Below are 20988 nucleotides of genomic sequence, written 5' to 3'. Positions count from 1 at the left end.
TGTCCTGAAGGTTTCAGACAGGCATTGATTAGGTTTTAAGGAATTAACCAATTACAGATTCTAATGAAGTTTTCTCCTCATCATATTTAAAGCTGAATACAGACATAGAATTTGTCATATTGTTTTCGGTGCTGAGATATTTATCAAATTCAGGCGCGAATACCGATTCATCTTTAAATTCAAATAATTCAATCTGATGATTAATGTCTGAAAAGAAATCTTTAACCGTAATTGAATCTCCTTGGTTATAGCCGAATAGTATTAAGTCATTGCCATCTTTGCAGTATTGGGTTTCATCAAGATTAATATCCGTTAATATTATTTCATCTTTTGATTTGTCAGCCTTGCCTTCATAAATCACATCATGTCCATGCCCTTTGGCAAATACGTAAGTGTCGGCACCGTTGCCTCCTTCCAAATAATCATTCCCGGTTCCGCCAATCAATTTATCTGCGCTCAACTTGCCGTAAAGCTTATCATTTCCCGCTCCTCCTTCTAATATATCTGCCGTTATGGTTCCCGTAACCGTATCATCTCCATCACCTGCATCAACAATACCTTTCCCGAGCCAACGGGTCGGGCTGAAGCTGATCGAGTCATTACCGTCAGTACCTTCCAATTTCACCCCTTCATAGCTTCTTATCAGATCAAAGAAAACCACTTCTTGATCTTTGAATTTAAACCTTTCAATTTCATAAGACATATTGACGAAAAAGTCTTTAAGCGTGATGGAGTCGTCTTCGTTGTAACCGAACAGGATTAAATCCTTATCATTTTTGGAAAACCTCACCTCTTGCAAGGTAACATCATTTAACTGGATTAAATCCCCATCCGGTTTACCGCAAACAACGTCTTTACCGTGCCCCTTTTCAAATACGTAAGTGTCGGCACCGTTGCCTCCTTCCAAATAATCATTCCCGGTTCCGCCGATAAGCGTATCCGCTCCTCCGTTTCCATGGAGGGTATCGTCGCCGGCTCCGCCATCTAAAAAGTCAGCCGCATCGGCCGTTGAAACAAAATCATTACCCGCTCCGGCATAGACCGAAGTTTGATAAGAGAACGCCGTATCATACCAATGATACATACTCATCGAATCATCGCCATCGGTACCTTCTAATTTGATTCCTTCTTGAGAAAGTTCTTCAAGGGTTACGAGCCTGTCATCAAATTGGAATGCTTCAATTTGATGTTTGTCGGATCGAAAAAAGTCTTTAATTGTAATGGAATCGCCATCGTGATAGCCGGATAAAATTAAGCTGCTTTCTTTTGCGGCAAACTTAGTTTCCGCAAAGGTAATATTATTTAAACGGATAGTATCGATTGAGTAGCCATCGTCTTCATAAATCACATCATGACCGTGCCCTTTGGCAAATTCATAAATATCGGCTCCGCGTCCTCCTTCCAAGTAGTCGTCTCCCGTACCTCCGATCAGCTTATCTGCACCGTAGGAACCATAGAGTTTATCGTTTCCTGTGCCGCCGACTAACCGGTCGTCGCCTCCCCGTCCGTGTAATTCATCATCCCCCGAATTTCCCTCTAAAACATCTTTTCTGTCTCCCCCGTTGAGTACATCGTTACCATCCCTACCTCCCAAATAGTTGATCAGTTTTTTTTCACCCGAATTATTTAAAGAATCGTTCTTTTCCGTGCCTTTTTGAAAATCCCAGAAATCTTTGCCTAACGCTTCCGCATATGCGCCCAAAACCCCTATTTCGGATGCTTGATAAACATATTCCGTAAACAACTCAGATAATTTGTCAAAATTGTCACCATGTTTACCGTGAATGATAAACTCGCCCAAATCTACAAGTGCTTTTTGCGGGTCTTTGGCGTGTACTTCGTTGAACTTTTCCAAAACTTTTGAATAATCCAGCTTGAATTCGTTGTTTTCAACAGTAAAGCCGATTTCTTCCAAATAAGGTTTCAAACGGGTTTGGAACAGCAAGCCCTGATAAATATTGTCTGATAGCTGCCCGTAAGTTTTTACCGTTGTTTGATAAAACCTCAGAATATCCTGATTAGAAGTTACATAAATCGTATTGGATTTCAAACCGGAGAAAGCATCCAGCGCCGCAATTTTTTGCAGTGTGCTGTCTACCATAGCAAGATATTCTTTTGAAGGAATCAAAACCTTGGCCGCTTCTACTTGTCCTCGTGTCAATGCCACGCCTTCATTTTCCGTTTTAATGCTGGGCGGCAGGAATTGGATGCCCGTACCATATAGCGGATCAGTTTGCGCCCATTTGTCGATTAAGCCGTCGAGCAATGCTTTTTGTGCCTGTTTGGTTTCTGCTTCGGAATAAGCCTTCAAATTTGCAGCCAAATCCGGGGATAATGCGGCGGCTTCGCGTAAATCACGCAAACGGCCTATGCCTTGCAGATTCGCGGCTTTCGCTTGCTCTTCAGTCATCGGTACCGAATCGGTATAACGGCTGAACAAATTATCGTTGGCCAGCAGCAAATCACCCATTTTCTGGGTTTTGCCTTCAGTTGTGGTATAGCTGCCTTCCCGCGCCAAACGGTTACCGTTGCCTAAATTCTTATTTACATCGTTATACGCAACACTCAACGACTGGACATTCAATTCTTTCAGCGTGAACAACTCTTCTTTTTGGCTGGCACCATCTTGATTCAAATCACGCCAAATGCGCAGTTTGTCAAAATTTTCATCCTTCGCATCTACGATTTTGTCGCCGTTGCTGTCGAACTCTTCCAATGCGGCATAACCGGTGGCGGCTGTTTGCCCGTTTTTCAGGGTATAGTTGTCGCCGAAAAGCTCGTCGCCGTTATTGATAATACCGTCTAAATTTTTATCGACTACCAAAATTCCGTCATCCGCCGAAATCCAGCCAGTCGCGGTCTTAATGCCGTCTTTATCATGATCGAAAAGCGCGCCTTTGTAAGCATTGGTACCGACGGTTTCTATGCCGTCACCATCGAGGTCGAGCGTTAGCGGATCTGGACGTAAGACATGGAATTTACCGCTACGGTTGGCATCGGTAAATTCTTCATATTCTTTAGGACATGTCCAATGATGCCCTTCTGTAATTTGGCGGTATTGCCATAGTATAAATTCTCCGACTTCCCTGCCGAGTAAAGCTCCCCCATAAGCACCTATACCTGCGCCAACAGCAGTGCCTGCTCCTGGGGATACTAATGTGCCTAAAGTTCCAGCTATACTTCCTCCTAAATATGCACCTGCTGTTGCCGCCGCTTCAACAAAAGCCTGACCGTAATTGCCCTTGTAAGTTTCAGCTGCAACTTGTGCGCCGGAAATCAGAAATCCGGCGGCGTTAAACACTCGTGCGGCTGGCATTTTGGCCAGTTCGCTTAAGTCGTATCTGTTTAATGCCTGTACTGCGCCTGCATCGGCAGAGCTTAATCCTGCGCCAATTAAATCGTTATAATCCATTTGCTTGGTACGATTTGGATTGACATATACACAATTTCCCATATCTAGCTCCTAATATTAAAATTCTTCATCAATATCAATAAATGAATAAATGATTAAAAAAATACCTGAAATAACAGATAACAAAAGAAAACTTGTACTACAGAAAATAACAACATTTAATAAATATAAAATTGCTTTAAATTTGGAAATCAAAACAACTAAAGTATGAGGTGGAGGAATGTCGACAAAAGTCCAACCAAACATCCAATGCAATAAAATAAATATCATGTAAAAATAAAAAAATATTGCGGCTATTTTGAACATTAAAGTTTTTTCTTTTATTTGCCACCAAATTCTATGTGGATGCAAAATTCCATATCCATAATAATAAATAAAAATATGTCTTTTCCTTAAATCATAAAAATAATCTACATCTTTGTTTTCTAAGAATGTTTTTATAATATTGAATACGGCGGGTATGTTAAGAATCAAAAGAAACGTGCCTACCAGTATGGTTACAGTTATGGAATTGAAAGCTTGAACCGGAAACAGGGACTTGCTTTCCAAATACATAGCACCTGGGATTTCGATTAAGTTAAGCCTGAAATCGACAACAAATACCAGCAAAAACAGAATAACTAAGTAACAGAAAATAAGAATGGAATTAAGCCGAAAAAGACGATGGAGGTTTTCAATTTTCATGGAGTGAACAGCTTTCTTAAGTAATAAAGAAATCAATTTATTGGCTATTTGTTGTAACTAAGGCATCGTCATAAATCTTACTGGGGTTATTTATACAGAATACAAAATAGCATTTTGTTAAATTCATTTCAAATATTTTAAAAGTTTTAATAAACTTGGTTATTTTGTTTAAATTGAATTAATTTTATGCAAACAGAATTTCTTGCTTAGGTTGTCAACCTCTAAAAAAATGCTTGTCTGAAAAAATTCTGTGGAATCTTTTCAGACAAGCATTCACTTCTTTGGAAAACAAAAAACCGCCTAATTTGCAATCAGGCGGCTTGGTTTAATATTGCTTTAAGTATAGCGAAATGGAATGCCTGTCTGAAAAAACCATGGCAATCTTTTCAGACAGGCATTTTTGTTTTGTTATGCCGCTCAGCTGCCCATCGTTGCTACCAATACGGCTTTGATGGTGTGCATGCGGTTTTCGGCTTGGTCGAATACGATGCTGGCTTCGCTTTCAAACACGCTTTCGGTAACTTCCACGCCGTCGAGGCCGAAGTTTTGGTAGATCCATTCGCCTACGGTGGTTTCGCGGTTGTGGAAGGCGGGCAGGCAGTGCATGAATTTGACTTTGGGGTTGCCTGAGGCGGCCATCAGCTCGGGCGTAACGCGGAACGGGTTGAGCAGGGCGATGCGTTCTTTCCACACTTCTTCCGGCTCGCCCATGGATACCCAAACGTCGGTGTGGATGTAGTCGGCGCCTTTTACGGCTTCTTCGGCACTTTCGGTAAGCAATACGCGCGCGCCGCTTTGGCGGGCCAACTCGTGTGCTTTGTTAATCAGCTCTTCGGCGGGCCAAAGGTGCTTGGGGGCGCCGATGCGCACGTCCATACCGAGCAGGGCGCCGGTAAGGAGCAGCGAGTTGCCCATGTTGGAGCGAGCGTCGCCCACATAGGCGTAGGCGATTTGGTTGAGCGGTTTGTCGCTGTGTTCGCGCATGGTAAGGGTGTCGGCCAGCATTTGGGTGGGGTGGAATTCGTCGGTTAGGCCGTTGAACACGGGTACGCCGGCGTATTGTGCCAACTCTTCCACGATGGTTTGGCCGAAGCCGCGGTATTCGATGCCGTCGTACATGCGGCCGAGCACGCGGGCGGTGTCTTTCATGCTTTCTTTGTGGCCGATTTGGGAGCCGCTGGGGCCGAGGTAGGTTACTTTGGCACCTTGGTCGTAGGCGGCCACTTCAAAGGCGCAGCGGGTGCGGGTGCTGGTTTTTTCAAATATCAAAGCGATGTTTTTGCCTTGCAGCCGCTGGGTTTCGCGGCCTGCTTTTTTATCGGCTTTGAGCTGGGCGGATAAATCCAGCAGGTAGTTGATTTCTTCGCGGTTGAAATCAAGCAGTTTGAGAAAATGGCGGTTTTTCAGGTTGATGCTCATAGAATCTCGCTTTGGTATTTTTGTTGGTTGGAACGGTTTGATAGGTTGAAGTGTAACGTATTTTGCCGTCAAGCCGAAAGGTTTGGCTTGACGGCAACCGTATTACCTGTTTCAGACAGGCATTGGCATATTAAAGCGCGCGTGTTTCGGGCAGCCAAACGGGCTCTGTGTGGAGGGTTACGCCGAATGTGTCGGATACGGTTTGCCGGACATGCAGGGCAAGTTGGCGTACATCTTCTGCCGAGGCGTGGTTTTTGTTAACCAAAACCAGAGCTTGCTTATCGTGCACGGCTGCGCCGCCTATGGTGTGGCCTTTTAAGCCGCATTGGTCGATCAGCCAGCCTGCTGCGAGCTTGACCGAGCCGTCGGCCTGCGGGTAGGCGGGCATATTGGGATATTGTTCAGCCAGTTTTGCGGCATGCTCTGAGGATACAACGGGGTTTTTGAAAAAACTGCCCGTGTTGCCCAACACTTTCGGGTCGGGCAGTTTGGACGAACGGATGGTGCATACGGCACGGGAAACGTCTATGACTTCAGGTGAACGGCTGCCGCAGATTTCCGCCAACACTGCGGCCAAATCGCCATAGCGTATATTGGGTGTGAATTCGGTTTTTAGTGCAAACACCACGGAAACAATCACATAGCGCCCTTTGCCCGCCTCCTTGAACAGGCTTTCCCGATAGCTGAAGCGGCAAGCGGCGTTATCCAGCTCGACAAACTGCTGCGTATCCAAATCAAAGCAGCGAACCGATTCGATAACATCTTTAACTTCCACGCCGTATGCGCCGATATTCTGTACGGGCGATGCGCCGACCGTGCCGGGAATCAGGCTCAGGTTTTCCAAGCCGCTCAAGCCCATGTTGATCGTGTGCAGCACAAAATCGTGCCACACTTCGCCCGCCTGCGCTTCGATATAGGCCGAACCATTTCCGCGCTTGATTTCGCGTATGCCCTTATTGGCCATTTTAACCACCAGGCCGGGATAGTCTTCCATGAGCAAAATGTTGCTGCCCCCGCCCAGCCACAAAACGGTATCGCGTTGAAATTCAGGCAGTCTGCACAATGCGGGCAGCTCTTGCGGGTCGGTTAATTCGATAAAATGGCGTGCGCGTGCGGGCAGGCCGAAAGTGTTGAAAGGTTGCAGGTCAACATGATGCTGAAGATTCATGCGCGGCTCCGTAGCGCCATTTGTCGGCTGTGTTTTTCCAAAAGCCACACCAATACAAAAGCCGCTACGCTGAGCGAGAGTACCAATGCGGTCCAATATCCGTAGATGCCCATGCCTGCCGCGTCGGCCAAAATATAGCCGGGCAGCAGCCCCAATCCCCAGAAGGCAATGGCATGCACCACCATGGGGGCTTTGGTTACTTTATAGCCGCGCAGGGCATAAGAAGCAATACATTGCGTGAAGTCAACCAGCTGGAATACGGCGGCAAACAGCAACACTTGCGTGGCAATCGCCAACACGCCGGCATCGTTGGTGTACATGGCGGCGAGCGGGTGGCGCAGTAAGGTCAGCAACAGCAGGGTGCACACTGCCAACACCGCGCCTACCGCCATAGAAACGCCCGAGATATAGCGCGCGCGCTGTTTTTGCAGCTTGCCCAAAGCATAGCCTACGCGCACGGTGGCCGCGGCGCCCACCGCTTGAGGAATCATATAAATCACGCTGGTCAAGCTGATAACCACTTGTTGCGCGGCCACATAATCTTCGCCGAATTTGGCAATCAGAAACACGATAAATGAAAACAGGCTCACTTCCAAAAAGAAAGACAAGCCGATCGGCCAGCCCAGCTTCCAGATTTGTTTTAACACTGCCCAATCCGGTTTGGAAAAGCCGCCGCTCAAGCCGAACGGTTGGAAATAGGCGTTTTTTTTCACATAAAGCCACAAGGCAAGCGCGTTGAACCAAAACACCAAAGCCGAAGCCAGGCCGCAGCCGGCGCCGCCCAGCTCGGGCATGCCGAATTTGCCGTACACAAACATATAATTGAGCGGAATATTCAGAAACAGCGCCGCCCAGCTCACCCACATAATCGGCTTGGGGCGGTTCAGGCTGGAAGCATAAGCGTGCAGCGAACGGTGCAGCATGGCGGCGGGCATGGCGAGCGCCACGAAAAAAAGGTATTGCGCCAACATGCTTTCCACGTTTTCCGATAAGGTGAGATACCACATAAACGGCTTGATCACAGCCAGCAGCAGCACCATGCCGGCCAAGCCGAGAAACAGGCCGAACCACAGGCCCTGCCTGCCGGTTTCGCCCACTTCGGCATGTTTGCCGGCACCGAACTGCTGGGAGAGGATGGGATTTAGCGCGTTCATCACGCCCATAAAGGTAATGAAGACGGTAACAAAGGCCGAGCTGCCCAAAGCCACGGCGGCCAAGTCGTCTTTACCCGCGGCGCCCGCCATCACGGTGTCGACAAAGCCCACGCCCACCGCAGCAATTTGCGCCAGCATCATGGGCAATGCCAGCGCAATCAGCAATCGGGTTTCTTTTTTGAACACCGCCGGAGAGTGGCGGTTGATGTCTAACAACATAAATACTCCGCTTCAAAACTTTTCAGACAGGCATTAATGCCTGTCTGAAAAGTTTTTAAGGATGCTTATCTGGTTACCACAAGCATATACAGCATTTCATCCACAAATATTTGGGCGATTTCTTTGTCTTCAAAATAATTGAGCGGTAGCTCCCATCTGACCGGCCGGTCATCTTCGCCTTTAAGCTCTACCACCAGTTTGCCTATGGTATGGTAGTATTTCGGGTGCTCCACATAAGCATCGAGAATGCTTTTCCACGGCATGTCTTGCTGCACGTAACACCGCTCGTCATCATCTTCTTTATAGTCGTAAATCGCTGCGTTATATGCGTCATAATAAAGCCAGCGGATACCGATTTCGTCCATCATTACCAAAAGGCGGAGACTGTCGGCTTTTGCGCGGTGTTTGCGCGCGGAACGCCAAGTAATATAGGAAAAATATAATAAAACTGTGAGCAGGGCAAACAGCATGTATTTCTGAGTGTGACCGCCGCCTGCAAGAAGGTTGAGGCCGATCATTACCCACATTAGGCCAAACCCGACCATAACCATGCTGGACACAATCACAGCAGTGTTTTGGCGGTGGGTTAGCGGGTAAATTTTCGGCGACATAAAACAGTAAATAATAAAAACGCACCATCTTACCTGATAACAGTGCGCTAAGTGAAATTTTTGATAAAAGGCTTGGCTGTTAAACAGCCGTTTGGCGATAATGCCTGTCTGAAACCATCAGCTGTTTCAGACAGGCATTATAAACAGTTTTGCATGATGGTAATGAATTAAATGATGTGCCGGATTTGATTAAACTCAAAAGCGGCTACAATTAAGATTCTGTATATCTCGGTAGCATCTAAACAAAATATAATCCATCAACCAAACCATGAGCGACCATATTACTCTTTTATCCCTTTTTATCATCGGCTTTTTCGGCGGCGGGCATTGTGTAGGCATGTGCGGTTCGCTGTCTTCCGCGTTTGCCCTTCAGTTGCCGCCGCATATCAACCGATTTTGGTTGATTGTGCTTCTTAATCTCGGTCGGATAAGCAGCTATACCTTGATTGGAATACTGGTGGGTGCGCTCGGCCAGATTGGTGTTTCGTTAGACCAAACGCGAGTGTTACAAAACGGTTTGCTGATAGCGGCTAATGTTTTACTGTTGTTTTTAGGGCTTTATCTGGCCGGGCTTTCCGGGATCGTGAGAAAAGTTGAAAATTTAGGCAGGCCCATCTGGCAGCGGTTGAATCCGATTTTGAATAAATTATTGCCCATCAAAAGCGTTCCGGCCTGTTTCGGCGTCGGGCTTTTGTGGGGCTGGCTGCCTTGCGGTTTGGTTTACAGCGCCTCGCTTTATGCTTTAGGCAGCGGCAGCGTGGCTAAAGGCGGGTTGTATATGCTGGCGTTTGCGCTCGGCACCCTGCCGAACCTGTTGGCTATGGGCTGGTTTGCCGCACAATTGAAAGATTTGTTGCAAAAACGCAGTATCCGCCTGATAACCGGCCTGCTGGTTGCCGCTTGGGCGGCGTGGCAATTGGTGAAGTTTTTTATGCCTGTCTGAAAAACCGTTTTAGCTCCGTAGAAACCTTCGTTACTCGTTTTCAGACAGGCATAAGGATCGGGCGGCGAAATTGCGATTTACTGCTTGGCATTTTGCCGCAAACCCAATATAATTCCGTTTCTTTATGGCGGGTCTCCCTGCATGGTAATTCGGAGCAACGGGTCAGGAGCGGAAGCTAGCAGCCCACTCTGAGGAATCAGTGCCAGGGGTTGGGCTCGCCGCCCTCATTCAGGCGTCGGTAAGTTTTGACTTACCGGCGTTTTATTATGGTTGTGTTTCTGTGGCAGTTTAAGAGCCTAGGGCAATGTGGGCAGAACGGGTTACAGTGAATCAACTTAAAAATAGTACACTCGCCATACTCGGGCTTGACCCGAGTATCTTGAGTTCCAATAAGTTTAGGAGATACTTGGGTCAAGCCCGAGTATGACAGTATCGTTCTTATGTAAGTGGATTAACTATAGGCTTCACGTGGTAATCCGATGTAAAAGCATCAAACAATGCCTGTCTGAAACGGTTTTTCAGACAGGCATTGTTGTATTAAGCAGGCAACGCTTTATGATGACTCTTTTTCCTGTTGCGCCTGCTGCTGTTGGCGTTGTTCTTCGTAGATGGCCATTTGAGCCAACACGGAGCCTTCGGGGGCTTCCGAAGTTTCACCGTGTTCCCAGGGGGAATTGTCGGGCAGCTCTTCGATGTGGATGGTACGCAGCGAGTAGTCGGGCTGGTAATGCAGGTCGTATTTGGCGGCTTTGATAATGGATGCCATCATCAGCGACATGATAATCAGCAGCGGTGCGCCGGCGAAAATCGAAGCGGTTTGCAGGGTGGATAAGCCGCCGAGAAACATCAGTGCGGCGGGCATAAAGCAGAGTGAAAATGCCCAGAATAGGCGGTTCCAGCGGTGCGGTTCGCCGTCTACTTCGTGTTGCACCACGGAAGCGAGGATGTAGGAAATCGAATCGAATGTGGTGGCGGTAAACAAAATTGCCAAAAACACAAACGTGGCAATCACGATTTTGGCCATCGGCAAAGTGTTCAATACGGCGAAGATGGCAGCGTTGGCACTTTGGTTGTTGAGTATCGATACTACATCCAGCGAACCGCTCAGTTGCAGATACATAGCGTAGTTGCCCAATACGATGAAAAACACGGCGCAGCCGAGCGAGCCGAAAAAGATGGAGCCGGCCGTCATCTGGCGGATGGTGCGGCCGCGTGAAATTTTGGCGATGAAGAGGCCGATGGTAGGGGCATAGACCAGCCACCATGCCCAATAGAATACGGTCCAGTCTTTCGGAAAATTGGTTTGTTTGAAACCGTGGTTGCCGAATTCGCCGAAAGCTTCGGTCCAGGTCATCATGGGTACGATATTGGTAATCGAGCGGCCGACGGACTCGATGCCTGTATTGAGAATGAATACGGTGGGGCCGCAGATCAAGACGAAAATAACAAAACCAATGGCAAGATAGAAATTGATGTTGGAGAGTTTCTGAATGCCTTGCTTCATGCCCTGATATGCGCTGTAGGCAAAAATCATGGTGGTAACCAGCAGGACACCCAGCTGCATATGGATGGAATTGGGTGTGCCAAGCAGCGTGTGCAATCCTTCGGTAATCATGGGCGAGGCCAGGCCGAGCGTGGTGGCTCCGCCGCCTATCATACCGAATACGAAAAACACATCAACCAGCTTGCCCAAGTTGCTGCGGGCGAGGCGTTCGCCTAAGAGCGGCATCATGCTGTGGCTCACTTTTAAAACAGGCGAATTGCGCACATGGCTGAAATAGGCGATGCCGATGGCGGGCACCATGTAAATCGCCCAAGCGACCGGACCCCAGTGGAAAATGCCGTAGGAAGACGCCCAGCGGACGGCATCCGGCGATTTGGGTTCGACGTTGAAAGGCGGGCCTTGATAATAATAAGCCCACTCAAGAATGCCCCAGTAAAGAATACTGGCGCCGATACCGCCGCAAAACATCATGGCGGCCCAAGAGCTGGTTTTGTATTCAATGTCTTCTTCCGGTCGACCCAGTTTGATGTTACCGATGTCGGAGCAGATGATGTAAATCACAAAAATAACGGAAACAATGCCGAAGGCCAGATAGGCGAAGCCGAGTTTGTCGGTAACGAAATTTTTGGTTTGCGCCACCCATTCGGCACCCTGCTCGGGAAAGGCAATTAAAGGCAGTGTTACGCCGAGAAGAATGAACAATACTCCGAAAAAGGTAAATTTATCGATTCGGGTATCCGGCTGGTCGGACTTAATCGGCGAAGGGGCCTGCGATGCGCCCCTGAATGATGTTTCTTTGTGTGGTTTGGGGGATTTGGCGGTCAATGTCTGCTCCTTTCATTTGTAGTGCATAACCGGTAGGGTGGCCGGCATGGGTGTTTTTATTGAGTGACCTTTGGTCGCAATGACAGCAAATACAGATAAAAGCGTTAACCGCTTTTTTATATTTGACACGCATATTATAACATATTTACAAATATATGATTTTATTGAAAATATTCTAAGTTTTGGGTATTTTTGAAAATATTTTAATATACCCGGAAAATTTAATATTTTATGCTTTCTATAGCTGTGAAACTTAATTTTGTAATACGGCGGCATTTAAGACCAAAGCATGGTCTGTTGGTCGTTTGGTTCCAAATGGCTCACGCCCAGCCCGATTAGGCGGTAGGTGGCGTGGAGGGTGTGTGGGAGGCGTGTGGAAATCTGGTGCGCCGCCTGTAAAAGCGATGCGGCATCGGGCAAGGGGGAAGAAAATGTTTGCGAGCGGGTAATGATGCGGAAATCAGCGGTTTTCAGCTTGAGCGTTACGCTGCGGAAAGCCGCTTTTTTACGCGCGGCCTGTTGCCATAAATCATCGGCAAGGTGCGGTAAGTGCAGCAGGATTTGATTGAGCGGCAAATCTTCGGGCAGCGTGATTTCGGTGGAAATCTGTACGCGTTCGCGGCTGGGTTTAACGGCGCGGTTGTCTATGCCGCGCGCCAATTCATAGAGGCGGTAGCCCCATTTGCCGAACAGGTTGGCCAATTCGCCGCGTTCGAAACGCAGCAGATCGCCTACTGTGTCGATGCCCAAAGACTGCATTTTGAGGCGGGTTACTTTGCCCACGCCGGGGATTTTTTCCGGCGGCAGGGTGTGTAAAAATTCTGCCACTTTTTCCGGCGGCAAAACAAACTGCCCGTTCGGTTTGCGCCAATCGGAAGCGATTTTGGCGAGGAATTTGTTTGGCGCCACGCCTGCCGAAGCGGTGAGCCCGGTTTGCCGGAAAATTTCGGCGCGTATGGTTTTGGCGACTTGGCTGGCGTAAGGGATATTCTGAAAATTCCGGGTTACGTCGAGATAGGCTTCGTCGAGCGACAAAGGTTCGATTAAATCGGTGTGTTGCCGGAAAACGGCGTGGACTTGTTGCGAAATCTCGCGGTAAAGCGGGAAGTTCGGCGGAATATACACGGCTTGCGGGCAGAGCCTTTGGGCGGAGGCGACCGACATGGCGGAATGCAGGCCGAAGCGGCGGGCTTCATAAGACGCAGCGCAAATCACCGAGCGCGGCCCCTCCCAAGCCACAACCACGGGCAGCCCTTTCAGATGCGGCTGCTCGCGCAGTTCTACCGAGGCATAGAACGCGTCCATATCAATATGGATGATTTTGCGTGGGTTCATAATCGCTACCAATGCCTGTCTGAAAAATATTTGCCGAAGCTTGAAAGGCTTTTCGAGGTTTTCAGACAGGCATTGCCGGTACAGTGTTGCCAATCACGGATAGCCGTTTATAAGGTAGTGCAACCGTACCGTTTATCACGGCAAACACTTCTTCGCCGTCGTTGATGTGCCATGTCGGGCTTAGCCTTTCAGACAGGGGTTGACTGATGCCAGCAATTCTGCCAGCCGGGAAACAATCGCTGCTGCTGCCTGATTTTTATCGGTTTCGGGAAATGCGGTTTCGCCTGCGTCGTCAATAATGGTAATTCGGTTGATCGTTTTGCCCATTGCTACGGCCACATCGTTGGCCACCAGCATGGGGATGTTTTTGCGCAAACGTTTGGCGCGGGCGTGTTCGATAATGTTTTCGCTCTCGGCGGCAAAGCCCACGCAGAAAGGCGGCTTATCGAGCTTGGCAACGGATGCGAGGATGTCGGGGTTTTCGGCCAGCTCGATGACGGGCGGTTTGCCGCTTTCTTTTTTCAATTTTTGCGCGCTGCTGTTTTTGACTTTGTAGTCGGCCACGGCTGCCACCGAGATAAACACGTCTTGCTGCGGCACTTGCTTCATCACGGCCTGATACATGGCTTCGGCGCTTATGGCCTGTTCCGCATGCGCCAAGCCTGCGGGAATGCCTGTCTGAATTTGCCCGTAAACCAGCGAAACTTCGGCTCCGGCGGCGCGGCAGGCGCGGGCGAGCGCCATGCCCATTTGGCCGCTGGAAATATTGGTGATGCCGCGCACGGGGTCGATGGCTTCAAAAGTAGCGCCTGCGGTAATCAGCACTTTTTTGCCTTGCAGGGATTTTTCGGCCCACAAATCGGGCAGCAGCTCGGCTAGCTCGGCCGCTTCGGGCATGCGCCCCACGCCGGTTTCGCCGCAGGCTTGTTCGCCGGATACGGGCTGGAACACGGTGATGCCGTCGCTCTGAAGGCGGGCGATGTTGCGCTGGTTGGCGGGGTTGAACCACATTTCCACATTCATGGCGGGCGCCACGGCCAGCGGGCATTTGCGTGCGGCGGCAAGGTTGGTGAGCAGGTTGTCGGCAATGCCGTTGGCGATTTTGGCGATGGTGTTGGCGCTGGCGGGCGCAATCAGAAAAATATCCGCTTCGCGGGTAAGGTTGATATGCGCCATGCCGTTGCCGCCCGATTCCCCGTTGTGCGTTTCCGATAAAACGGGGTTGCCGCTGAGCGCTTGGAACGTGAGCGGTGATACGAATTCCGCCGCTGCGCGGCTCATGGCAACGGTAACGCGGTGGCCTTGCTTTTTCAGCAGGCGCACAAGTTCGCAGGATTTATAGGCGGCGATGCCGCCGCTGATGCCGAGAAGGATGTGTTTGCTCATGGATTGTGTCGGGTGAAATGAAAAAGGCCTGTTTGAAAAGGTTTCAGACAGGCCTTAAATATAGCATGAATCGCTTGATGCCCGCGGCTCTTTGTACGGCATTATGCTGAGGCGGTAAATTGCGTGCAGGTTGTGTGAGGCGTATGATGGCTGCAACTGAATGTTGTATGGCAAATCAAGTTGCTTAACTGGAGAGCATGCCTGTCTGAAAACAAGCCGCATGTGGTTTGCAAAGTAAAACGGTTTCAGACAGGCATCATCATTTGGAGGATTTATGAAAACGATAAAACCATTATTAACGCATCCGGATGTTTCGTTTTCCCCGTTGGCAGAGGGAATTGAAGTGAACAACCCTGCCACGGGCGAAACGCTGGCCTATGTGCGTAAAACTGATAAAGCCGCGCTCAATGTTTTGATTGAACGCGCCGCGGCGGCGCAAAAAGCTTGGGCGGCCAAAACCGCATTGGAGCGCGCCGATATTTTGTGGCAATGGTACGGTTTGATTAAAAGCAATCGAGAAAACCTCGCCCGCCTAATGACGATGGAGCAGGGCAAAAGCCTCACGGAAGCGCGCGGAGAAATCGATTATGCGGCAGGCTTTATCCGCTGGTTTGCCGAAGAAGCGCGCCGCATCGACGGCGATGTGCTGACCAGTGTGAAACCCACGCAGAAGCTGCTGGTGATCCGCCAACCGATCGGTGTAGCCGCCGCAATCACGCCTTGGAATTTCCCGGCCGCCATGATTACCCGCAAAGCGGCTCCGGCTTTGGCGGTGGGCTGCGCGATGTTGGTTAAGCCGGCAAGCCTCACGCCTTTGAGCGCGTATGCGTTGGCGGTATTGGCATACGAAGCCGGCATCCCGCAGGATTTGCTGGCTGTGGTGAGCGGCAGCGCGGGTGAAATCAGCCAAACATTCGCCGAAAATGAAACCGTGCGCAAAATCAGCTTTACCGGTTCGACCGAAATCGGGATCAAAATCTTTGAAACGAGCGCACCGCAGATTAAAAAACTCAGCTTGGAGCTGGGTGGCAATGCGCCGTTTATTGTGTTTGAAGACGCCGATTTGGATAAAGCAGTAGAAGGCGTATTGGCCAGCAAGTTCCGCAATAGCGGCCAAACTTGTGTTTGCACGAACCGGGTGTATGCACACGCCTCGGTTTATGATGCGTTCTGCAGCAAGTTGGCGACACGCATGACCGCGTTCAAACTGGGCAACGGCTTGGAAGAGGGCGTAAACCAAGGGCCGTTGATTGATGAAAAAGCGGTTGCCAAAGTTAAAGAGCATATCGCAGATGCGTTGGCCAAAGGCGCAAAATGTTTGGTCGGCGGTAAGCGCAGCAGCTTGGGCGGCACTTTTTTCGAGCCGACTTTGTTATGCAATGTGAATGCCGGTATGAAAGTGGCTGCCGAGGAAACCTTCGGCCCTTTGTGCCCCGTATTCCGGTTTGAAACCGAAGAAGAGGTGATAGCCGCAGCCAATGATACGGAATTTGGCTTGGCCGCTTATTTTTATACGGAAAACACCGCCCGCCAATGGCGCGTGGGCGAAGCCTTGGAATATGGCATGGTGGGCGTGAACACAGGCTTGATCAGTAACGAAGTTGCCCCGTTCGGCGGCGTAAAATCAAGCGGCCTGGGGCGCGAGGGTAGCAAATACGGTGTGGATGAATATTTGGAATTGAAATATCTTTGTATAGATGTGGCCGGGTAATAATAAATGCCTGTCTGAAAAAGTTTGAGACAGGCATTTCTGTGTTTTCCGGATTGGCTGCTTTAATTGGTTAGGTATTTTTGTTTGTCTATAGCCTGACCCACGCTTACGCCGTACCGGTAATTGGGGTTTTTAGCAGTACCGGGCAAACGCTGGTTCACTTCGGCATGAGCTAGATAATCGGTCAAAATTTCTTTTTCTTCATCAGTCAACATGCTCAATTTATCGGCATGCATTTGAATGTCTTCTTTGCTGTTTAATACGACATTTTTAGGATCGCCAAAAAATAAAGTAAGTAATTTACGCATTTTATTCACCGTAGTTGTAGGATAATAGCCTTAAAACGCAGGCATTGCCTTTAAAATCTCAAAGAATGAGCCTGTTGTTATGTTGTTGTGAAGCTGATGCTCAGGCGGTCATATTATAGATATTCGGTTGAAAAATCAACTAAGCGGTATTTTTATTTTGGTTAAACTGATTTAAGTAGGCTTAAAAATTTGGCTAAACTGATATTTTCATGAGTTTAGCAGGGTGTTGTCTGGTTTGTAGGGTGCTGGGAAATGCCGGATAGAATCAGTAGCGCGGTACGGAGGGATCCACGGTTTGCGACCATTCATCAATTCCGCCTTTCAAATTGTAAAGTTGATCGAAACCGGCCTCGGCCAGGTACATGGCGCAATGCAGGCTGCGTATGCCGTGGTGGCAGTAGAGCACGATGGCCTTGTCGTCGGGTAATTCATTGTGGCGCAAAGGAATCATATTCATCGGAATATGGACATGATTCGGCAGGCTGCAAAAAGCCACTTCTTCGTCTTCGCGAACATCCAATAAAACCGCATCAGGATGCTTGGAGAGAAAGGCCTTTAGTTCAATGGGGGAGAGTTGGACAATATCGTTCATAATCGGGTGAGTGTGTTAAGTGTGGCGTATTCCTGCCGGGTATGCAAACCCGCTATAAAAACAAGCTGCTTATTTAAGCAGCTCGCGGGAATGACAGACTTTTAAAAATGAAATTTCGAAGGCTTGGCAACGGTAGGCGCCTGAAGGCCTGTAACCGAAGTGTCAAATAAAGTAAACGAAGTATATTCATCACCGTTGCGCGTGATTTGAAGCGCATGTTGAACTGGCGAGCCGCCTACAATAACCACCAAACGGCCGCCGTCTTTCAATTGGCTTTTCAACACTTCAGGCACATCCGGTACGCTGCCGCCGACATAAATCGCATCAAACGGTGCGCCGCCCACTTGCCCGGCCAAACCGTCGCCATTTTGGTAAATGATATTGGTTAAGCCTATTTTATCCAATGCAGCTTTTGCGAGTGTTTGCTGGCCTGCATCCATATCGATGGATACCACTTGCTCGGCAAGTGTGGCCAAAAGCGCGGTGGCGTAGCCTGAACCGGTGCCGATTTCCAATACATTGTCACCTTTTTTCAATGCGAGACCTTGTATCAAGCGGGCAACAATTCTAGGCTCCAGCATTTTGCCGCCGTTTGGCAGAGGCAGGCAAACATCGGCATAGGCATAAGGCTTCTGCTCTTCAGTCACAAATTCTTCGCGCGGAATGGCATCCAAGGCATCCAGAACATCAAAGTCCAGCACGTCCCACGGACGGATTTGCTGTTCTACCATGTTGAAACGTGCTTTTTGAAAGTCCATTGATTTACTCCATTGATTTTTATAGTGTGAATAGTGGTTTGGCGCTGATTATAATGCTTTTGCCTTCGTTTTAACAACAATGCCTGTCTGAAAATACCAGAGCGGATAATAAAACGGTAAACTGCATTTTCAGACAGGCATTTAGATTATGCTTTAGAAAAATGTTGCCGACTGATTAGATGGCAGATTTTTTGTAGAAATTCAGCATCTGTTTGGTCGAATTGGTTGGTTTCTTCAGCATCAACATCCAAGACGGCAGCGACCTGCCCGGCCTGATTGAAAACAGGCACCACAATTTCGGATTGCGAAAGCGAAGAGCAGGCGATATGGTCGAGATGCTGGTTCACGTCAGGAACAATTATCGTTTGTGCCTGCGCCCAGCTCTGGCCGCACACGCCGCGACCGTGGGCGATGCGGGTGCAGGCGGGCGGCCCTTGAAACGGGCCGAGTACCAAATTATCGTTGTCAACCAAATAAAAGCCAACCCAAAGCCAATCGAAAGCGCTTTTTAATACGGCAGTAATATTGGCAAGGTTGGCAATAAAATTAGGCTCGCCATCGATCAATGCTTCGATTTGCGGCAGAAGTTCCTGATAAATTTCCGATTTGTCGGATGATGAAAAAGTGATTTCGTGCATTTTTGATATTATCGTGTGTTGTATTACTTAAAAATATTATAGATTGCCGGTGAAGCTGTGGCTGGTTGGAGGGCTTTTCAGCCTTTCGCCGCGTTAACCGGATTACTATATCATGTTGGATTACAGCGTGCTACAAAACTTCAAGACGCTACAAATAATTTGCGGTACAATCGGCAGCGTCGGCAATGCCTGTCTGAAAAGAGATAAGAAAGGAATCAAACCATGTGGGACAAAAAATGGGTTATCGGCAATTGGAAAATGAACGGCCAGTTGCAGAATAATAATGCGTTGGTTCACAAATTGCGCTCTCTACCCAAAATGGACAATGTCTGTATTGGCATTTCACCGCCCACAGTTTATTTATCTCAAGTACATAATGCCGTTAAAATCGTGTTGGAAAACAAAATCCACACTTGTGCACAAGATGTCAGCCGTTTTAACGGCAGCGGCGCTTATACCGGTGAGGTGTCGGCCGAAATGATGAAAGATGTAGGTGTTGACATTGTTTTAATCGGCCACTCGGAGCGCAGCTTGTATTTCAATGAAAAAAACGACGTGCAGCGCCATAAAATCGAAAACGTACTCAATGTCGGCCTCACGCCGCTTTTATGTGTAGGCGAAAGTATAAAAGAGCGGGAAGACGGCCGGGAGAAAGAAGCCGTGGCCTATCAGCTTTCCGTATTTAAAGGCCTTAAAACCAAACATTTCGCCGTTGCTTATGAGCCGGTATGGGCAATCGGAACCGGCAAAGTGGCCACAAAAGAACAAATTGCAGATATGCATGATTTCATTTACAACGAAATCTTGTCATTATGTGGAGAAGATGCTAATATCCGCATTCTTTACGGCGGTAGTGTAAACGATAAAAACGCAGCCGAGATTTTTACCGTTCCTCATGTAGACGGTGCTTTGGTCGGCGGCGCATCGCTTAAATACGAATCGTTTACCGCGATTATCCAAGCCGCCCAAGATGCTTAAAGAACATTTATGGAAACCATTAAAACCGTTATCTGGTTATTGAATATTTTTGCTTCGATTACCGTAATCATCTTGGTGCTGATGCAGCAAGGTAAAGGCGCGGATGCAGGCGCTACATTCGGTGGAAGCGGCAGCGCACAAGGTGTTTTCGGTTCGGCTGGTAATGCAAACTTCTTAAGCCGCGCCACAGCTATTGCCGCAACGGTTTTTTTTGCCAGCTGTCTGAGCTTGGTATATATTAATACTCATGTTCCCAAACATGGTTTGGATTTCAGCACGGTACAGCAGAAAAATGCTCCGGCAGAAACGGAACAACAAGGTGCAACAAGTCCGGTAAAATCGGCTTCCGACACACAATAAAATTTATGCCGACATGGTGAAATTGGTAGACACGCCATCTTGAGGGGGTGGTGACCTTAGGTCGTATGAGTTCAAGTCTCATTGTCGGCACCATCAAAAGAAAACAGCTCAATTTTCGGGCTGTTTTTTTACGTCTAATACCGTCTAATGCCATAAACCAAGATTCAAGTATAGCAAGGATCACAGCCTGATAAAGGGCATTTTCAGACGGCCTTAATTATCCAATACAGTAAAATCCCGTCTAATTGAATAAACCAAAAAACGGGGGTATATTTAGGGTTATCTGAAAAAACACCCCTAAAAAATACCCCCAATCCCCCCAAAAAATGGCGCTAAATGACCGCCAAATAAAGAATGCCAAGCCATACAAACTAGCAGATGGCAAGGGTATGTTTTTACAGGTTACACCAGCGGGCGGGAAGTTATGGTGGCTGAAATACCGCATAGACGGCAAAGAAAAATTACTTTCAATCGGCAAATATCCCACCGTGTCTTTAAGCGAAGCCCGAGAAGCTGCCGAAAATGCCCGCCGCCTGATCGCAGCAGGGCAAGACCCCAGCGCAGCCAAGCAACATGCCAAGCAAGAGAGGCAGGTCGCCCTACTGAATACCTTTGAAGCAATAACGCGCCGATGGCATAGCGAGAATCTGCACCGCTGGAAGCCCGACAATGCCGCCCGCATTCTCAATCACTTTTCAAAAGACGTTTTCCCGTATATCGGAGGGCAACAGATAGACGGTACAACCGTATCAGACATGAAAGCCGTAATTGAGCGTATAGCCGCCCGCAATGCAACGGCCACCGCTGAAAAAATCAGGCAATGGATAGCCGCCGTATATGGCTATGCCGCCATGTTAGAAATAACCGACCGTAACTTCACCTCCCCATTGCGTGGCTTTTTGGCCAAAGCGGAAACCCGCCATTTACCCGCCTTGCCACGGGAAGAACTGACCGAGTTTTACCGTCGTTTGATACTGGCCGAT

At 48.5% G+C, this 20988-nt stretch carries 18 protein-coding genes, 1 tRNA gene and 1 other RNA gene; 7 read left to right on the top strand and 13 right to left on the bottom strand.

What is annotated here, in order from left to right:
- Nucleotides 1-43: 43 nt before the first annotated feature.
- The 6 genes from HMPREF9370_RS12540 to HMPREF9370_RS09975 all read right to left on the bottom strand — a co-directional run bounded on the left by HMPREF9370_RS12540 (nucleotide 44) and on the right by HMPREF9370_RS09975 (nucleotide 8667).
- Complete coding sequence (locus tag HMPREF9370_RS12540; protein ID WP_244963448.1) at nucleotides 44-3454, bottom strand: calcium-binding protein; 3411 nt, start codon at nucleotides 3452-3454, stop codon at nucleotides 44-46.
- Between the two features lie 15 nt (nucleotides 3455-3469).
- On the bottom strand, nucleotides 3470-4096 hold the full coding sequence (locus HMPREF9370_RS09995; protein ID WP_009117378.1) for a hypothetical protein: 627 nt from the start codon (nucleotides 4094-4096) through the stop codon (nucleotides 3470-3472).
- 417 nt (nucleotides 4097-4513) lie between these two features.
- Nucleotides 4514-5509, bottom strand: coding sequence for an ornithine carbamoyltransferase (locus tag HMPREF9370_RS09990; RefSeq protein ID WP_040667652.1), 996 nt, complete (start codon nucleotides 5507-5509; stop codon nucleotides 4514-4516).
- Between the two features lie 136 nt (nucleotides 5510-5645).
- Nucleotides 5646-6683 (bottom strand): UDP-N-acetylmuramate dehydrogenase, encoded by a 1038-nt coding sequence (gene murB, locus HMPREF9370_RS09985; protein ID WP_009117376.1) that lies wholly within the window; start codon nucleotides 6681-6683, stop codon nucleotides 5646-5648.
- On the bottom strand, nucleotides 6680-8056 hold the full coding sequence (locus HMPREF9370_RS09980) for an MATE family efflux transporter (protein WP_009117375.1): 1377 nt from the start codon (nucleotides 8054-8056) through the stop codon (nucleotides 6680-6682). Before HMPREF9370_RS09980 ends, murB begins: the two co-directional genes overlap by 4 nt.
- A 65-nt stretch (nucleotides 8057-8121) precedes the next feature.
- Nucleotides 8122-8667 carry a hypothetical protein gene (locus tag HMPREF9370_RS09975; RefSeq protein ID WP_009117374.1) on the bottom strand — a complete coding sequence of 182 codons (546 nt, stop codon included), beginning with the start codon at nucleotides 8665-8667 and terminating at the stop codon, nucleotides 8122-8124.
- A 268-nt stretch (nucleotides 8668-8935) separates the two neighbouring features.
- Between HMPREF9370_RS09975 and HMPREF9370_RS09970 the strand changes: the two genes are divergently transcribed.
- Together HMPREF9370_RS09970 and ffs are read left to right on the top strand one after the other, a co-directional pair.
- The gene (locus HMPREF9370_RS09970) at nucleotides 8936-9610 is read left to right on the top strand and encodes a sulfite exporter TauE/SafE family protein (protein WP_009117372.1); all 675 of its coding nucleotides are present in this window, start codon (nucleotides 8936-8938) and stop codon (nucleotides 9608-9610) included.
- Between the two features lie 126 nt (nucleotides 9611-9736).
- An RNA gene (gene ffs / locus HMPREF9370_RS11695) (signal recognition particle sRNA small type) lies at nucleotides 9737-9833 on the top strand.
- 330 nt (nucleotides 9834-10163) lie between these two features.
- Here ffs and HMPREF9370_RS09965 read toward each other — a convergent pair.
- From HMPREF9370_RS09965 to coaBC, 3 genes are all read right to left on the bottom strand, one after another.
- A complete protein-coding gene (locus HMPREF9370_RS09965) occupies nucleotides 10164-11939 on the bottom strand; it encodes a BCCT family transporter (RefSeq protein ID WP_009117371.1) in 1776 nt (591 codons plus the stop codon).
- 276 nt (nucleotides 11940-12215) lie between these two features.
- Nucleotides 12216-13274, bottom strand: coding sequence for a DNA polymerase IV (gene dinB, locus HMPREF9370_RS09960; protein WP_040667161.1), 1059 nt, complete (start codon nucleotides 13272-13274; stop codon nucleotides 12216-12218).
- 180 nt (nucleotides 13275-13454) lie between these two features.
- Nucleotides 13455-14660, bottom strand: coding sequence for a bifunctional phosphopantothenoylcysteine decarboxylase/phosphopantothenate--cysteine ligase CoaBC (gene coaBC / locus HMPREF9370_RS09955; protein WP_009117369.1), 1206 nt, complete (start codon nucleotides 14658-14660; stop codon nucleotides 13455-13457).
- Nucleotides 14661-14934: 274 nt separating this feature from the next.
- On the opposite strand from coaBC, the gene HMPREF9370_RS09950 reads away from it, so the two are divergent.
- Nucleotides 14935-16371 (top strand): NAD-dependent succinate-semialdehyde dehydrogenase, encoded by a 1437-nt coding sequence (locus HMPREF9370_RS09950; RefSeq protein WP_009117368.1) that lies wholly within the window; start codon nucleotides 14935-14937, stop codon nucleotides 16369-16371.
- A gap of 62 nt (nucleotides 16372-16433) precedes the next feature.
- Here HMPREF9370_RS09950 and HMPREF9370_RS09945 read toward each other — a convergent pair whose 3' ends face one another.
- The 4 genes from HMPREF9370_RS09945 to msrC form a co-directional block, all read right to left on the bottom strand.
- Nucleotides 16434-16679 carry a hypothetical protein gene (locus tag HMPREF9370_RS09945; protein ID WP_009117367.1) on the bottom strand — a complete coding sequence of 82 codons (246 nt, stop codon included), beginning with the start codon at nucleotides 16677-16679 and terminating at the stop codon, nucleotides 16434-16436.
- A 265-nt stretch (nucleotides 16680-16944) separates the two neighbouring features.
- Complete coding sequence (locus tag HMPREF9370_RS09940) at nucleotides 16945-17271, bottom strand: rhodanese-like domain-containing protein (RefSeq protein ID WP_009117366.1); 327 nt, start codon at nucleotides 17269-17271, stop codon at nucleotides 16945-16947.
- 101 nt (nucleotides 17272-17372) lie between these two features.
- Nucleotides 17373-18029, bottom strand: a complete 657-nt coding sequence (locus HMPREF9370_RS09935) for a protein-L-isoaspartate O-methyltransferase family protein (RefSeq protein ID WP_009117365.1) — start codon at nucleotides 18027-18029, stop codon at nucleotides 17373-17375.
- A 146-nt stretch (nucleotides 18030-18175) separates the two neighbouring features.
- The gene (gene msrC, locus HMPREF9370_RS09930; protein WP_009117364.1) at nucleotides 18176-18667 is read right to left on the bottom strand and encodes a free L-methionine (R)-S-oxide reductase MsrC; all 492 of its coding nucleotides are present in this window, start codon (nucleotides 18665-18667) and stop codon (nucleotides 18176-18178) included.
- Nucleotides 18668-18889: 222 nt separating this feature from the next.
- Between msrC and tpiA the strand changes: the two genes are divergently transcribed.
- The 4 genes from tpiA to HMPREF9370_RS09910 form a co-directional block, all read left to right on the top strand.
- Entirely contained in the window at nucleotides 18890-19645 is a 756-nt protein-coding gene (gene tpiA, locus HMPREF9370_RS09925) for a triose-phosphate isomerase (protein WP_009117363.1), read from the top strand.
- 9 nt (nucleotides 19646-19654) lie between these two features.
- Nucleotides 19655-20005, top strand: a complete 351-nt coding sequence (gene secG, locus HMPREF9370_RS09920) for a preprotein translocase subunit SecG (protein WP_009117362.1) — start codon at nucleotides 19655-19657, stop codon at nucleotides 20003-20005.
- Between the two features lie 7 nt (nucleotides 20006-20012).
- Nucleotides 20013-20098 (top strand) — tRNA-Leu (locus HMPREF9370_RS09915).
- 233 nt (nucleotides 20099-20331) lie between these two features.
- A partial coding sequence (locus HMPREF9370_RS09910) for a tyrosine-type recombinase/integrase (protein ID WP_009117361.1) occupies nucleotides 20332-20988 on the top strand: 657 nt, incomplete at its 3' end.

The sequence above is a fragment of the Neisseria wadsworthii 9715 genome (assembly GCF_000227765.1).
In the GTDB taxonomy this organism is placed as follows: domain Bacteria; phylum Pseudomonadota; class Gammaproteobacteria; order Burkholderiales; family Neisseriaceae; genus Neisseria; species Neisseria wadsworthii.
Note: the sequence above shows the minus strand (reverse complement) of the source record. Positions and strands in the feature narration are given on the sequence as shown.